Annotated in this window: 13 protein-coding genes; all 13 read left to right on the top strand. The window is 44.9% G+C overall.

The window, feature by feature from the left end; all coding sequences use genetic code 11:
• Positions 1-20: 20 nt before the first annotated feature.
• The 13 genes from rpiB to A8806_RS18420 all read left to right on the top strand — a co-directional run bounded on the left by rpiB (position 21) and on the right by A8806_RS18420 (position 14,651).
• Positions 21-467 (top strand): ribose 5-phosphate isomerase B, encoded by a 447-nt coding sequence (gene rpiB, locus A8806_RS18480; protein ID WP_109732644.1) that lies wholly within the window; start codon positions 21-23, stop codon positions 465-467.
• A 30-nt stretch (positions 468-497) separates the two neighbouring features.
• Positions 498-1,574 (top strand): S-methyl-5-thioribose-1-phosphate isomerase, encoded by a 1,077-nt coding sequence (gene mtnA, locus A8806_RS18475; protein WP_109732643.1) that lies wholly within the window; start codon positions 498-500, stop codon positions 1,572-1,574.
• 197 nt (positions 1,575-1,771) lie between these two features.
• Positions 1,772-2,533, top strand: a complete 762-nt coding sequence (locus A8806_RS18470; protein WP_109732642.1) for a DeoR/GlpR family DNA-binding transcription regulator — start codon at positions 1,772-1,774, stop codon at positions 2,531-2,533.
• Between the two features lie 422 nt (positions 2,534-2,955).
• On the top strand, positions 2,956-3,903 hold the full coding sequence (locus A8806_RS18465) for a hypothetical protein (protein ID WP_242996178.1): 948 nt from the start codon (positions 2,956-2,958) through the stop codon (positions 3,901-3,903).
• 168 nt (positions 3,904-4,071) lie between these two features.
• Positions 4,072-5,073, top strand: coding sequence for a LacI family DNA-binding transcriptional regulator (locus A8806_RS18460; RefSeq protein WP_109732641.1), 1,002 nt, complete (start codon positions 4,072-4,074; stop codon positions 5,071-5,073).
• Positions 5,074-5,387: 314 nt separating this feature from the next.
• Positions 5,388-6,155: an SDR family NAD(P)-dependent oxidoreductase gene (locus A8806_RS18455; protein WP_109732640.1), complete on the top strand. Its 768-nt coding sequence runs from the start codon at positions 5,388-5,390 to the stop codon at positions 6,153-6,155.
• A gap of 44 nt (positions 6,156-6,199) precedes the next feature.
• Complete coding sequence (locus A8806_RS18450; protein WP_109732639.1) at positions 6,200-7,387, top strand: thiolase family protein; 1,188 nt, start codon at positions 6,200-6,202, stop codon at positions 7,385-7,387.
• Between the two features lie 59 nt (positions 7,388-7,446).
• Positions 7,447-8,952, top strand: a complete 1,506-nt coding sequence (locus A8806_RS18445; RefSeq protein WP_109732638.1) for a class I adenylate-forming enzyme family protein — start codon at positions 7,447-7,449, stop codon at positions 8,950-8,952.
• Positions 8,949-10,529 (top strand): acyl CoA:acetate/3-ketoacid CoA transferase, encoded by a 1,581-nt coding sequence (locus A8806_RS18440; RefSeq protein WP_109732637.1) that lies wholly within the window; start codon positions 8,949-8,951, stop codon positions 10,527-10,529. The genes A8806_RS18445 and A8806_RS18440 overlap by 4 nt, the downstream gene beginning before the upstream one ends.
• Entirely contained in the window at positions 10,526-10,924 is a 399-nt protein-coding gene (locus tag A8806_RS18435; RefSeq protein WP_109732636.1) for a VOC family protein, read from the top strand. The genes A8806_RS18440 and A8806_RS18435 overlap by 4 nt, the downstream gene beginning before the upstream one ends.
• A 60-nt stretch (positions 10,925-10,984) precedes the next feature.
• Positions 10,985-11,827: a 3-hydroxyacyl-CoA dehydrogenase family protein gene (locus tag A8806_RS18430; RefSeq protein ID WP_109732635.1), complete on the top strand. Its 843-nt coding sequence runs from the start codon at positions 10,985-10,987 to the stop codon at positions 11,825-11,827.
• A 124-nt stretch (positions 11,828-11,951) separates the two neighbouring features.
• A complete protein-coding gene (locus A8806_RS18425; RefSeq protein ID WP_181368777.1) occupies positions 11,952-12,971 on the top strand; it encodes a sugar ABC transporter substrate-binding protein in 1,020 nt (339 codons plus the stop codon).
• 198 nt (positions 12,972-13,169) lie between these two features.
• Positions 13,170-14,651 carry a sugar ABC transporter ATP-binding protein gene (locus A8806_RS18420; protein WP_109732633.1) on the top strand — a complete coding sequence of 494 codons (1,482 nt, stop codon included), beginning with the start codon at positions 13,170-13,172 and terminating at the stop codon, positions 14,649-14,651.
• Positions 14,652-14,679 lie beyond the last annotated feature (28 nt).

The following is a 14,679-nucleotide window of genomic DNA, read 5'->3' as shown; positions in this document are numbered from 1 at the left end:
AAGATGGAGGAAAAAGGAAAATGAAAATAGGAATTGGAAACGATCATTCAGCACTGGAACTGAAAGCAGAGATCATAGAGTTTCTTGAGAATAAGGGGCACGAAGTGGTTGACTTCGGGACTAATTCAGCAGAGAGCTGTGATTATCCTGTATATGGCGAGAAAGTTGCACGTGCTGTTGTAAGCGGGGAAGTGGATCAGGGGATTCTGATCTGCGGAACAGGACTTGGCATTTCACTGGCCGCAAACAAGGTAAAGGGAATCCGTGCGGCAGTCTGCAGTGAACCTTTTACCGCGCGCATGGCAAGACAGCATAATAACTGCAATATTCTGGCTTTTGGTGCAAGGGTAGTCGGCGGGGAGCTTGCGAAGATGATCGTGGAGACATGGCTTGATACAGAGTTTGAAGGAGGCCGCCACCAGCGGAGAGTAGACATGATCAGTGCTATTGAGGAAAAGAACGAATAGGAAGCTTTTACATAAAAGAGGAATTGAATTATGAAGAAAACAATTCTTGATTGTGATACAGTTGCTCTGGATGAGGAAAACGGCGCCCTGGTGATTATCGACCAGACCCAGCTTCCGACGAGGATCGAGCTTAAGTTCCTTACAGATATAGAAGATATCTGGGAGGCAATCTATCTGCTCAAGGTCAGAGGGGCGCCGGCGATTGGTGTGGCAGCAGCAATTGGTGTGTATCTTGCGGTAAAAGACCTTCAGACTGACAGTATGGAGGTTTTTTCAAAGAAGTTTAAAAAGGCAAAGGATTATCTGGCATCGTCCAGACCGACTGCCGTGAACCTCTTCTGGGCCCTTGACCGGATGGAGGCGGTGGTTACCGGGCACATGCAGTGCGGCGTCGGGGAAGTGAAAGAACTCCTGCACCGGGAGGCGGTTAATATCCGCTCAGAAGATATTCAGGTCTGCCGCAGGATCGGCGAATATGCACTAGAACTCGTTAAGCCGGGAGCCGGCCTGCTTACACATTGTAACGCGGGACAGCTCGCTGCGGTAAAATACGGAACGGCCACAGCACCGATGTACCTCGGACAGGAGCGGGGGTATGGATTCCGCATCTATGTGGATGAGACGCGTCCACTGCTTCAGGGGGCAAGGCTGACCGCATTTGAACTGCAGGCCGCGGGTATGGATGTAACGCTGATCTGTGATAACATGTCCGGTGCGGTTATGAAAAAGGGGCTGGTGGATGCAGTCTTTGTGGGATGTGACAGGGTTGCGGCAAACGGAGATACAGCAAATAAAATCGGCACATCCGTAGTGGCGGCTGTGGCAAAGTATTATGGGATTCCTCTGTATGTCTGCGCGCCGACATCAACGATAGACATGTCCCTTCCGACAGGAGATAAAATACCGATAGAGGAACGTTCGGATGACGAAGTCACAGAAATGTGGTACGAAAAAAGGATGGCACCGGCAGGAGTCAAAGTTTACAACCCCTGTTTTGACGTAACGGATCACGGATTGATCTCAGGTATCATTACAGAATACGGCATGGCAAAGGCTCCTTACGAAGAGGCGTTTCGGGAGATATTCAGGGAAAAACTTAATAAGTAGAATGAAATACACAATCGGTGATATAAACTAGATTGTGTATTTTTTTGACAATATTAAAAATTTGGAAAAAATTGGAAAAATATGTATCTTGTAGGGGAGAAAGTGTGCTAAAATATGAACATAGGAATCATATATCATTCCTATAATTGTGGTGTTTGGTTCAGGAAGCTTTTCTGAAAATACACAGGGAGATCGGTATGGAGGAACGCAGAAGAAAAATCTTACAGGAACTTGAAGAAAAAGGAAAGGTCCGTGTAAATGAATTGAGTGCAGAGCTGGGGTGTTCTGAAGTGACAATCAGGAATGACATCAAATGTATGGAACGTGCAGGACTTCTGATTCGTACTCACGGAGGTGCACTAAAGATAGAAGAAACCCCGCAGAAAAAATATTCCGCAGAAAGCATCTACAGGAATACAGACAAGAAAAAAGCCATTGCTGCACGTGCGTACGAGTGTGTAGATGACCGGGACACAATTATTATTGATGATACGTCTACCGGTTTTTATCTGGCACTTCATATTAAGCAGCATGCTGAGAAAAGAATTGCAGTTGTGACAAATTCACTGCTTGTAGGCAATGAGCTTGCAGGATTGGATCATGTTGAACTTTACATGGTTGGCGGCCCGGTAGGGGGACACCTTGCGGCTACTATGGGGGACGAGGCAGTCGCAGATATTTCCAGATTCCATGTGGACAAGGCTTTTATTGGCGTGCACGGCATTAATTTTGATGTGGGGATTACATCAACAGCATCTCCACAGGTTCAGGTGAAGCAGGCGATTATGAAAGCTTCAGATAAGGTAATTGTGCTGGCAGACAGCAGTAAATTCGGCGGTGGATATCTGTCAGTTATCTGCCCGCTGAGAGATATTTACCAAATCATCACAGATGAAGAGGTAGATGAGGAATATTCCGAACGCGCTGAAAGAGAGCAGATACCGCTTATAATTGCATAATTGCCGGAAAATACAACGGCTCAGGGCTCCTGCTTCAATTTGATGCAGGAGCCAAAATCGTGGAAAATTTATCTTGTATAAAGCGTTATGCAGTGCTATACTAACTTCACATCAAAATCTCAGACCATTTTATTCATAATATTCTAAGGTCTGAATCTTATTTTCTGCATCTGGCAGAAGATAAATCTGATTTCCTTGGCGATTCAGCCGGAAATTACCAGTTTTGATGAACTAAAAACTAAATAAGGTGGATATGATCAGTGTCCAGGCAATGTACTCTGCTTTATGTTATCATATACAATTTCAGACTTTTTGTATGGTAATACTAGATTGAAACAACATGGGCCTGTGTATATAATAGAAGCTAGGAGAGTACAACTTACGTGACGTTTGGCATATCCCCGGAAAGAAGGAGGACATTTATGTCAGAAGAAAATCATGTTGCGTATCAGAACAAAGACATTGTGGCAAAGTATCTGGCTGAACATTTTTCAGATAAGTCATTTGCTGCCTACGGGGTGAAGGTCCCCCGGATTGTAGAGGTACTGCCCACAAATCTGCCTGTGATAGAGGCAAACGAACTACGGCTGGACAACCTGTTTTTACTGGAGGATGGCTCACTCGCGCTGGTCGATTATGAGAGTTCATATGCAGATGCGGATAAGATAAAGTATCTCAACTACATTATCCGTACATTAAAAAGGAGTATGACAGAAGACAATATCATGCGCAAAATCCGGATGATCGTGATTTATACGGCGGATATAGCTCCGGGACAGACAAGGTCAAATCTGGATATTGGCTGTCTGCAGTTCCAGCTGGAGGAGGCATTTCTGACGGAACTGGATTCCGTGAAAATAGAAGACGGAATCAGAGAAAAGCTTAACCGCGGGGAGTCTTTAACAGCAGAGGAACAGATGCAGTTTATTATACTTCCATTGACGTACAGGGGGAGGGAAAAGAAAGAAGCATGCATCCGGCGCTGTTTTGATATGGCGAAGCAGGTTGAGGACGCGCAGGAGCAGGTATTTATACTTTCCGGTATACTGGTATTTGCAGATAAGGTGATAGATAACGAAGATTCTAAGGAAATGAGGGAATGGATAATGATGACAAAAGTATCAAAGTTATTCGAAGAAGAAAAGATCGAGTATGGGAGAAAAGTGGCTGCAGAGGTTTCTGAGAAGGCGGCTAAAGCAACGAAAGAGGCAGTTGAAAAAGCAACGAGAGAAAATGAAATTGGGATTGTAAAAAGGATGCTGTCTAATGGTATTCCCTTGGAACATGTTAAAGCAGTCGTGACTATTTTAACGGAAGAGGAAGTGAAAGACCTGCAGAAGGAAGTTAAACGGCAAAATAATAATGATTAAAAATTTCAATATTATTTATCTTATTGAAATAAAAAGTCAATTGTACTAAAATTAGTATGTAACAATTGGAGAATATTTAACAATTTAGTATTATCCAAAAAAATGCAGAAAATTTGAACGCTGTATCATTTGTAAGAATGAGTTTTCTGGCAAAGGAGGAAAAGTAAAGTGGGGATTACGATAAAACAACTGTCAGAAATGAGCGGATATTCCTGTTCAACGATTTCCCGTGTGATTACGAATAAAGGGAATGTAAAGGCCGAGACAAGGGAAGCCGTTGAACGGCTTTTGATGGAGCAGAATTACCGTACGAATGTTATGGAATTGAGAATGGCCGGAATTAACCAGCGGACGATCATGATTATAGTCGGAGACCTGGATAACTGGTTTTATATGGAGATGATACGTGGAATACAGAGGCGGGTGGCAGAGGAAGGCTACATTTCCGTAATCGGATACAGTGATAATGAAGAAAAGGCCGAAAATGAATATGTCCAGATGGCTTATCAGGAAAGCTATGCAGGGATCATGTTCATTAACGTGAAAGGTGACTCTATCCTGAAGCAGATGCTTATGCAGAATAAGTGTCCGGTCGTGTTCCTGAACAGGTCGGTGCGGTTTGTAGATCTGGATACGGTTTGCAGTGATAATTATCAGGGGGGATATATGGCAACAAACTACCTGATTGAGATGGGACATAGAAAGATAGCTCATCTGACCGGGAGTCTGTATTCATCTGTTACTTTTGAGAGGATGAGGGGCTATGAGGATGCCATGCGGGATGCCCATTGTGTCATATCTAAGCACAGCCTGTTTTATGGGGACCTTAAAAGGGAAAGTGGATATCAGTTTGGCAGACAGCTTGCCGAGAAAGGATGGGACTTTACGGCAGTATTCTGTGGGAATGACCTGATGGCCGTCGGACTTCTGGAGGCACTGGAAGAGTATGGAATACAGGTCCCTGAGGAAGTCAGCATCGTATGTTATGATGACACACCGATAGCGGAAAAGGCAAAAATACATTTGACAACAGTGGGAGTAGAGGCAAGCCGTATGGGGAAAGTTGCGTCAGAAATGCTGCTCTCCAGAATAGCCGGAGAAAATATAGAGTCCAGAACAATATCCTTTAAACCTAAGATGACAATACGAGACAGTGTCAGGAAGATATAGGACAAGGTGATGGCGGCCCAGAGTTTATAAGAAAAGGGAGCCGGATCAACAGAAAGAAATTTGATGAACCAAATCAAATTTCTTTCTGTTGATCCGGCTCCCTTTTCTTATATATACGTAGATAGAAAGAATGATATTGACAAAAATTTAACAACAAAACGAATGAATAAAAATTTCATAAACGATATTCTGGTTATTGTTTTGTTACAAAAAAGAAATAGGAAGTTTAGGTAATTTACGAATTGCGAAAGTATTGGTAAGGGAATAAGCTTTAAGTAGGTACAGAGAGTTGATAAAGATCAAAGGAGGCACACATGAGACTGAAAGATAAAGTAATCATTGTTACGGGGGGAACAAAAGGAATCGGAAGAACGATTGCACTGGCAGCTGCGGCAGAAGGGGCAAAGGTTGTGATCGGAGGCCGGGATGCAGAAGGCGGCCGTACATTTGTTGAAGAAGTGAAGCAGAATACCCCGGGCGACGGTATGTTTGTGAAGGGGGATCTGACAAGTGTGGACTGTTGCAGGGAACTGGTCGAGGAGACGGTTAGAAAGTACGGGAAGCTGGATGGTCTGGTTAATTATGCAGGAACAGTATTATCAATGGCCCCGATCACAGAGACAACCGAGGAACAGTTTGATTCTATTATGTCTATCAATTTTAAGAGTGCGTTTTTTGTCACTAAATATGCGGTAAAGGTTATGCAGGAGAATGGGGGAGGTTCCATCATCAATATGGGATCCATGCACGCATATGGGGGAGAGATCGACAGAACGGCCTATGCCTGTTCCAAGGGGGCAATGTATACACTTTATAAACACATTGCAAAGAATTATGCAAAGGACCTTATCCGGTGCAACTGGATTACAATCGGCTGGGTTGCAACACCAGGGGAACTGGCCCTTAGAAAGGAACAGGGTGTCGGTGAGGACTGGCTGAATGAAGTGGGGAGTAATTACTTTCCAATGGGCCGGCTCCAGACCCCGGAGGATTATACAGATAGTGCGTTATTCCTGTTGGGAGACGGATCTTCACAGGTAACGGGAACGGAGATATTTGTAACAGGTGGGTTTATGTTTTAAATAATACCGGATGTGCCTAGCGGGTACAGGATTGGAGGAGACAAGTGAAAGATATTGTAATTGTTTCAGGAGCAAGAACAGGAATCGGAAGTTTCGGGGGCTCACTGAAAAATATGAGTGCCAGTGACCTTGGCGGAATCGCCATAAAAAGTGCGGTTGAGAGGGCGGGTTTAAAACCGGAACAGATTGATGAAGTTGTGTATGGATCAGTGGGGCAGATTGCGGAAAATGCATTTATATCCAGAATCAGTGCAATTAAGGCAGGTATTCCGTATGAGGCTACGGCGTTAAGTGTGAACAGACTCTGCTCGTCAGGACTTCAGGCGATTCTGACCGCGGCACAGGAAATCGAAACAGGATTTTGTGAAATTGCAGCAGCCGGCGGAACGGAGAGTATGTCCACGCTTCCTTATTATGTAAGGAACGGACGGTTCGGATACCGGATGGGGCATGGGGAGCTGGAGGATGGTCTTATTACTATACTCTCAGATCCGCTTACAAGAGACCATATGGGGATCACTGCTGAAAATGTGGCGGAAAGATATAAGATTTCCAGAGAAGATCAGGATGCCTATGCATACAAAAGCCAGATGAGGGCGGCAGCGGCAAGAGACGCCGGGAAGTTTAAGGATGAGATCATACCGGTTACAGTAAAGGTTAGCAAAAAGGAAGAAAAGGTCTTTGAACAGGACGAATATATCAGAGATACGGTTTCACTGGAAAGTCTTGCGAAGCTCCGCCCATGTTTTAAAAAGGATGGAACTGTCACTGCGGGAAATGCATCTGGCATCAATGACGCAGCGGCAGCAGTCGTTTTGATGGAAGAAAGAAAGGCGAAGGAGCTTGGATTAAAACCTCTTGTCAGAATCAAGGCAGCGGCATGTGCAGGAGTCGATCCCGCACTCATGGGAATCGGACCGGTTCCGGCAATGAAGAAATTATTTGCACAGACAGGCCTGACAAGAGAAGATATCGGCCTTATTGAATTAAATGAAGCCTTTGCTTCACAGTCTCTGGCCTGCATCAGGGAACTCGGACTGGATGAAGATAAGGTGAATGTAAACGGAAGCGGGATCTCAATGGGACACCCTATCGGAGCGACCGGATGTATCATTACTATTAAATTAATGAATGAAATGATCAGGAGACAGGTAAAGTACGGCATTGCTACACTGTGTATCGGGGGAGGCCAGGGGCTGGCAGTGTTATTTGAACTATGTGGCAACGATTAAGCACATCCGATTAAGAGGAGAAACAGATCGTGTGAACAGTAACGGAAAGGATATCTCCTATGGATTATACGGATCATATAAAACAATACCATAAACCTTTTTTAAACATATATGGGACATTAGTCGATTCTGCAGTCAGATATCCGGACAAAATTGCTATTGCAGATGATGAGAGATCGGTTACATACGCTCAGCTACTTAAGGAAGCAGACAATTATGCGTCAAAAATAGCTGGATTGAAACTCAGCACCGGAGATCAGGTCGGATTTGTCATGGTAAACAGTATCCGTATGGTATCCTGCTTCTACGGGGCAGTAAAACTCGGATGTATCGTGGTCATGATTAATACAAAATTTAAGGCAGAAGAAATAGCAAAACTTCTTTCAGAGATGGATGTCAAAGCAGTGTTTTGTGATGAGAGATGGAAAGACAAGGTAACAGGGACTGCGGAGAAGCTGGGCATCTGCCATGTTATTACGGAAAATTATGACTGGGGTGAGATAGAAGAAAAAAAGACTTCCTGTGTGCAGAATCTGGACTACCCAGCTGTTATTATGCATACATCAGGGACGTCTGGTCCACCGAAAGGGGTCATGATTACCCACCGGAATATACTGGAGACTGCATATGGATATCAGGAAATTCAGGGGCTTGACAGCAGTGCGGTTACAGTATTGTCTGTTTCACTGTTCCATATTCTGGGACTGAGCTGTGTTACGACATACTTTATTTATCTGGGAGGCACTATTGTAATGTCCGCGTTCTATGATGTCAAGGATGTCTTGAAAAATATAGTGAAGTGGAAAGCAACACATTTTCATTCGGTTCCGACGGTATACCATCAGATTATTCATGCCGGCAGCGGTAAAGTGAGTCTCTCATCTTTAAAAGTTACAGTATGCGGAGGCGCTCCGATCAAGGAAGAACGAGTCAGGGAATTTGTAAAACTGGCGCCTAATGCATCCTTCCGCCTTGCTTACGGAATGACGGAGACGGCCGGGTCAGGGGCATTATCACGCGGGCACCGGGAACCGTTAAAGGCAGTGAAGAATGTTTACATAGAAGTACAGGGGAAAAACGGGCGGTCTTTGAAACCATATGAGAAGGGGGAGATTGTATTTTACGGACCTGTTGTGGCAAAGGGGAGATGGAATTGTGAATCTCTGAAAGAAGACAAGATGCCAAGCGGTGACACCGGTTATATGGACGAAGAAGGCAGGATATTTGTGCTGGACAGGATGAAGGACTTGATTAACCGGGGCGGGGAGAAGATATTTCCTTCGGAAATAGAAAGCACACTTCTGGAATATCCGGGAATCATCGCAGCTTCCGTGGTGGGAGTCAGAGATGAGGAGTATGGAGAACTTCCGGCAGCAGTCGTCGTGCCGGGCCGGGGAGAAAAGGTGGATAAAGAGGCGTTGAAGTGCTGGATGAAGGAGAGGACAGCTACATTTAAAATGCCCTGTATGTTCGAGATATGGGACAGTCTGCCTGTAACACAGAATGGCAAAGTAAGGAAAACGGAAATTAGAAAAATGCTGGAAGAAATGAGGGATAAAGGATGAAAAAGCCCAAAGTGATTACGGCCGGCGAGGCTGTCGGATGGATCAGGAATGGTTCCACGCTGTGCACGATCGGGATGTCGCTGGTTTCATCGTGTGAAACAATATTGAAGGAAATAGAGAGACAATTCTTAGAGACTGGGGAGCCGAGAGAGCTTACCTATCTACACAGCTGCGGACAGGCTGACCGGAGAGGCGGGTTTGTACATCTTGCACATGAAAATCTTCTGAAACGGGTGATCGGGGGACACTGGGGGCTCGGTCCACAGATGATGGACCTTATCGCCGGAAACAAGGTGGAAGCCTATTGCCTGCCGCAGGGACAGATGGCAAATATGTACCACAGCATGGCACTTCGGGAACCGGGCAAGATCAGCAAGATAGGTCTTGGAACATTTATTGATCCGCGAATTGAGGGTGGAAAGATGAATGAAAGAACAAAGCCTCTCGAAGATATTGTGGAAGTGATCGAAATAGACGGGGAAGAGTATCTGAGATATAAGGAAATTCCAATTGATACCTTACTGATCCGCGGGACTTATGCGGATGAAAATGGAAATATTTCCACAGAAGAAGAGGCTATGGTACTGGAAGTATTGCCGGCTGTAATGGCTGCGAAGCGTTTCGGAGGTAAAGTGATCTGTCAGGTAAAGCGGATCCTGAAGGCAGGATCAATGGATCCCAAAAGGGTGGTGGTGCCCGGAGTATTTGTGGATGGGATTGTGGTATGTGATGATGTTTATGAAAACCACCGGCAGACCTCATCCTGGTATTATGACCCTTCCTACAGCGGGCAGGCAAAAGTTTCAGAGTCTGCATCTGAGCCGGTACCCTTAAGTGTAAGGAAAATCATCGGTAGAAGGGCCGTCATGCTTCTTAGTAAAGACAGTATTATCAATGTAGGAACCGGGATACCGAACGACGTGATCGGTGGAATACTGGAGGAGGAAGATCTTCTGGATGATATTACAATCACAGTGGAGTCTGGAATCTACGGAGGCGTACCGGCGGGCGGCATTGATTTTGGCATATCCAGAAATCCGCAGGCTCTGATCCCTCATGACAGGCAGTTTGAATTCTACAATGGTGCAGGTATCGATTTTACTTTCATGGGTGCCGGGGAGATGGATAAAAACGGCAATGTAAACGCGACAAGAATGGGAAACAAGGCACCCGGAGCCGGTGGATTCATCGACATTACGACGCTGGCCAAAACGGTTGTATTCTGTTCAACATTTACGGGAAAAGGTTTGGATGTCAGTTATGATTCAGAGGGAATCAGAATCAGGAAAGAAGGGGAGATCAAAAAACTGGTGAATAATGTACAACAGATTTCTTACAATGGGAAGCTTGCAGCCAGGAATGGACAGAATATGTATTATGTGACAGAACGTGCCGTTTTCCGGCTGACCGAAGACGGTCCGATGTTAATCGAAATCGCAGAAGGAATAGACCTGCAGACAGATGTGCTTGACCAGATGGAATTCATTCCGCTGATCAGTACGAATCTGAAATTTACGGATAAGGCGGTTTATCAGGAACAGCCGGTCGGGATCAAAGAAAGGATGGTGGGAGCTTGAAACCACTCAGACTGCACCATGTCGGGATTATTATGAATTCTAAGGAAAGGGCTGATTTGTTTCTGGAACAGTTTGGACTGGAGACAGATTATATGGAATACGTGGAAGAATACCATGCAGATTGTCTGTTTACGAAATACACGGAACAGGAAAGTCCTATAGAACTGATTATACCGACAGAAGGTGTTTTAAAGGAATATAACAGGGGAAAAGGCGGAATCCATCACATTGCTTTAGAGGTGGATGATGTGGAAGCGGCAAGGGCAGAATTCGAAGGAAAAGGGATGGAGATGCTGGAAAAAGTGCCTGTGAAGGGCGCAGGAGGGATTCTCGTCAATTTTTTAAGACCAAGATATGGACTGGGCGTTTTGGTAGAGTTTGTCCAGAGAATATAAGGCAGGATAACTGTTACGGACCGTGACCAGTTACAGAATATGAATGAAAGGGGAAGAAGAATGGATGTAAAAAAAGTAATGGTGGTTGGAGCAGGCATCATGGGCAGCGGCATAGCACAGGTCTGCATTGAACATGGTTTTGAGACGGTTCTGGCGGACATATCACCGGAGTATGCAAAAGCTGGGGCTGCTAAGATCGAACATTTTTTACAGCGTAAAATTGAAAAAGGACGCATGGAGGAAAATGAGAAGGAGAAGGCAATGGCCCTGCTGAGGGCGGCTTCAATAGAAGAAGGCGCAGATGCCGATCTGGTGATCGAAGCGGTGACCGAGGATGTAGAGATTAAAAAAGAAATTTTCCAGAAACTTGATGAACTGTGCAGGCCGGAAACGATACTTGCCTCAAATACATCGACGATTTCTATTACACTGCTTGCCGGCGCTACGCAGAGACCCGAACAGGTAGTGGGCATGCACTTCTTTGTTCCGCCTCCGGTCATGAAACTGATTGAAGTGATACCGGGACTGTTGACAAGCGAAGAGACAGAGAAGACAGCGATGGAAACAGCAGAGGCTTTCGGGAAAACACCTGTGAAGGCGCCTGATTCCTCCGCATTTCTTGTGAACCGGCTTCTTGTCCCTATGTGGAACGAGGCGATGTTCCTCGTTATGGAAGGCAATGAACCAAAGGACATTGACACGGCTATGAAGTTAGGCGGAAATCTTCCGATGGGGCCGCTGGAACTGGCAGATTTTGCCGGACTGGATACTGTGCTGGCAGTAATGACCCAGATGTATACTGACCTGGGGGAACCGAAGTACCGTCCGTGTCCGCTGCTTAAGAAAATGGTGAACGCGGGGCTTCTGGGAAGAAAGAGCAAAACAGGATTTTATAACTATTAGAAACTCACAATTTCAGGTATATGCAGTTGCCTCGGTGCAGCCGATGCAGGAAAAACACTATGGTATTAAAACAATACAGGCCAGAAAATCTGGATGCAGGGATTTCAAGAAAGGGGAAAGAGGTATGAAAAATAGTATGATGAAGAAGGTATTGCCATGTTTGCTGGCAGGAGCACTTGTATTATCTTTCACAGCATGTTCATCCGGTACGGAAGAAGATAAAGGAGAGACAAAAAAAGAGGAAACAAAGACAGAAGATACAAAGGAAGGCAATACGGATGATCTGACATTTGCACTTGCAGTGCCTACACTGGATAATCCATATTTCGTACAGGTTCAGCAGGGTTTTGAAGATAAGTGTAAAGAACTTGGGGTTAAGACAATTGTGAATGGATCTGATTATGATTCAGCCCAGCAGTTCTCACAATTTGAAAATTATGTTTCAGCAGGTGCACAGGCAATCCTTGTATGCCCGGTCGATGCGGTCAGCCTTGAAGATGCGGTGGATCAGGTGCATGAAGCCGGCGGTAAGGTAATGGGAATTGCACAAGGCGTTTCCAATGCAGACGCGAATAATATACTTGATGATTATGCTTACGGCGTTAACAACGGAGAGCAGGCAGCAAAATGGATCAATACTTATTTAAAGGATGAGGCAAAAGTGAAAGTCTGCCTGATCACACTGGATCATGTGGAACAGGTAAAACTCCGCGGTGACGGTATGGAAGATACAATCAAAGAAAAGTGTCCGAATGCCGAAATCGTATACCGGCAGAAAGCAGAAACGATGGAAGAAGCAATGAATGTAGCTGAAACAGCACTTCAGGCCAATCCGGATATCAAAGTAATCGCATGTGTCAACGACCAGCATGCCCTCGGTGCATGGCAGGCAGTACAGAATCTGGGACTTAACACCGACGATTTCTATATTGGCGGAGGGGATTATACAGATGAAGCAATCGAAGCAATGAAAGACCCGAAATGTGCGATCCGCCAGACTACAGACATCCAGCCATACCAGTCTGCACAGGAATGTGCACAGAGAATGTATGACATGGTTGTGAATGGAGAGAAAGGGACGGAGACATTGCTGACACTTCAGCCACACTGGCAGGAAGCATATAAAGATTTGGAAAATGAATAAGAAAAGCAAAGTATAAATGGCTGAGGATGAGGCAGTAATTAAAAAGGTACGCATATACCAGGACAAAGTGTGAGTAATTCAGGAATAAAGCGGTGATGAGAGGCTTTCTGTTCGAATAAAAATTTGAAAAGATATTCGATAGAGCAGAAAGCCTTTTCAGCTTTTTTCAGACGGTCCCGGAAATCAGGAGGAACAGATATGGGCGAGACGATACTGAAGCTGAATAATATTGGAAAAAAGTTCCCGGGCGTGGTTGCTCTGGACCATGTGTCATTTGAGCTGAAGAAAGGTGAGGTTCATGCACTTTTAGGTGAAAATGGAGCCGGGAAATCGACATTGATCAAGATATTGACAGGGGCATATGAACCTACAGAAGGTACGATAGAATATAACGGAAAAACCTATGAAAAATTTGAGCCTAAGCAGGCAAAAGAACTGGGGATAACTGCGATTTATCAGGAATTTAACCTGGTACCATACATTTCTGCGGCACAGAACGTATTTTTAGGGCAGGAGTTGAAAAAGGGAATATTTCTGGATATGGCGGGGATGGAAAAGAAAACAACGGAACTTGCCAGAGAAATGGGGGTAGAAATCAACCCGAAAACAAAAGTTAAAGATCTGGGAGTTGCTTATATGCAGATTGTAGAGATCATAAAAGCAATATCTGAGGATACGAACATACTGATTATGGATGAACCCTCTGCTCCTCTGACAACCCGTGAAATAGACGCAATGTTTCAGATCGTAAAGCGGCTGAAGGAAAAAGGTATCACAATTATTTATATTTCACACCGGCTGGAGGAACTGTTCGAAATCTGTGACCGTGTCACAATCATGAGGGATGGAAAATATATTTGTACAAAGGAAATCAGGGATGTCACAAGACATGAATTAATTGCAGACATGGTAGGACGGGAACTGAATGAAATGTATGCGGGTGGTGCTGGAGCTTCAGACGACATTATTATGGAAGCAAAAGATTTGTGTACGGATAAGATACACCATATATCGTTCAGCCTGAAAAAGGGGGAGATCCTTGGTTTTGGCGGTCTGGTTGGTGCAGGCCGGACAGAAACCGCACGGGCGTTATTCGGTGCGGATGAACTACTGTCAGGGACTATCATGAAAAATGGGGAAGTGGTAAAGATTCATTCCCCAAAGGATGCAATCAAAGCAGGAATTGGCCTGCTGCCAGAGGACAGAAAGGATCAGGGGCTTGTGCTCGGGATGAGTGTGAAGGATAATATCGTCTATTCCATCTTGAAACAGGAAACAAAAAGAATTTTTCTGGATAAGAAGGACATACATAAAAAATGTTCAGATCTGAAAGATGATCTGCGGATAAAAACACCCTCACTTGGCCAAATTAGCAAATTTCTGTCAGGAGGAAACCAACAGAAGGTAGTATTGGCAAAATGGATGGCAACGGACTGTGACGTCCTGATATTTGATGAGCCGACAAGAGGAATCGACGTCGGGGCAAAGCAGGAGATATACCATCTCATGAACCAGCTGACTGCACAGGGGAAAAGCATCATTATGATCTCGTCTGAAATGCCGGAACTGTTCGGAATGGCAGACCGGGTTATTGTCATGCATGAAGGCTGTATAAAAGGCGAATTGAGCAAAGAAGAGTTTGACCAGGAGAGAATGCTTGCAATCGCATCAGGGCTGTAGAGCTGAACGGGGAATAAAAACGGAGGTT

Source organism: Faecalicatena orotica, from assembly GCF_003149245.1.
In the GTDB taxonomy this organism is placed as follows: domain Bacteria; phylum Bacillota; class Clostridia; order Lachnospirales; family Lachnospiraceae; genus Faecalicatena_A; species Faecalicatena_A orotica.
This window is presented reverse-complemented; position numbering and strand designations above follow the sequence as displayed.

Excerpts from the sequence above, each read along its gene's own strand:
- A8806_RS18420 (WP_109732633.1), top strand. The coding sequence starts at position 13,170 with ATGGGCGAGACGATACTGAAGCTGAATAATATTGGAAAAAAGTTCCCG.
- A8806_RS18425 (WP_181368777.1), top strand. The coding sequence starts at position 11,952 with ATGAAAAATAGTATGATGAAGAAGGTATTGCCATGTTTGCTGGCAGGA.
- A8806_RS18430 (WP_109732635.1), top strand. The coding sequence starts at position 10,985 with ATGGATGTAAAAAAAGTAATGGTGGTTGGAGCAGGCATCATGGGCAGC.
- rpiB (WP_109732644.1), top strand. The coding sequence starts at position 21 with ATGAAAATAGGAATTGGAAACGATCATTCAGCACTGGAACTGAAAGCA.
- A8806_RS18440 (WP_109732637.1), top strand. The coding sequence starts at position 8,949 with ATGAAAAAGCCCAAAGTGATTACGGCCGGCGAGGCTGTCGGATGGATC.
- mtnA (WP_109732643.1), top strand. The coding sequence starts at position 498 with ATGAAGAAAACAATTCTTGATTGTGATACAGTTGCTCTGGATGAGGAA.
- A8806_RS18445 (WP_109732638.1), top strand. The coding sequence starts at position 7,447 with ATGGATTATACGGATCATATAAAACAATACCATAAACCTTTTTTAAAC.
- A8806_RS18455 (WP_109732640.1), top strand. The coding sequence starts at position 5,388 with ATGAGACTGAAAGATAAAGTAATCATTGTTACGGGGGGAACAAAAGGA.
- A8806_RS18470 (WP_109732642.1), top strand. The coding sequence starts at position 1,772 with ATGGAGGAACGCAGAAGAAAAATCTTACAGGAACTTGAAGAAAAAGGA.
- A8806_RS18465 (WP_242996178.1), top strand. The coding sequence starts at position 2,956 with ATGTCAGAAGAAAATCATGTTGCGTATCAGAACAAAGACATTGTGGCA.